This is a genomic window from Mesorhizobium sp. M2E.F.Ca.ET.209.01.1.1, assembly GCF_004010375.2.
In the GTDB taxonomy this organism is placed as follows: Bacteria; Pseudomonadota; Alphaproteobacteria; order Rhizobiales; family Rhizobiaceae; genus Mesorhizobium.
In genome coordinates, this window is record NZ_SADP02000373.1 from 1 (window position 1) to 378 (window position 378).

Sequence of the window (378 nt, forward strand, 5' to 3'; positions counted from 1 at the left end):
TTTCCCCACACGGCGCTCTTCCGATCTCTCCTCGCGGCGGGGCTTTCTGCACCAGGGTTTTGGCGTGTCAGTATCATCCCGGCCACCGGCCTGCCTCGATGAACGATTTGCATTGCTGACGCTCCTGCTCTCAAGGAGTTAGGCATGACCCGATCCCGTGTCGAATGCCTGGACGGGCTTCGGGCGCTTGCCGCGATGTGGGTGCTTGTCGGGCACTGTCTGCTACTGACCGGCTGGCATCTTCCGGTGCTTGGCGACCCTGCGCTGGGCGTCGATCTCTTCATCATGCTTTCCGGCTTCCTGATTGTGTTCCACTATCAGTTGCGCCGGGACAAGGAGCCCTGGCAAAGGCCTGAAACCTGGCTCAAATTCTGGACG

At 60.6% G+C, this 378-nt stretch carries 1 protein-coding gene; it reads left to right on the top strand.

All coding sequences use genetic code 11. The features are described from left to right. Positions 1 to 144 precede the first annotated feature (144 nt). Positions 145 to 378, top strand: a 234-nt coding sequence (locus EN852_RS36050) for an acyltransferase family protein (protein WP_145994149.1), incomplete at its 3' end; no start/stop codon positions are given.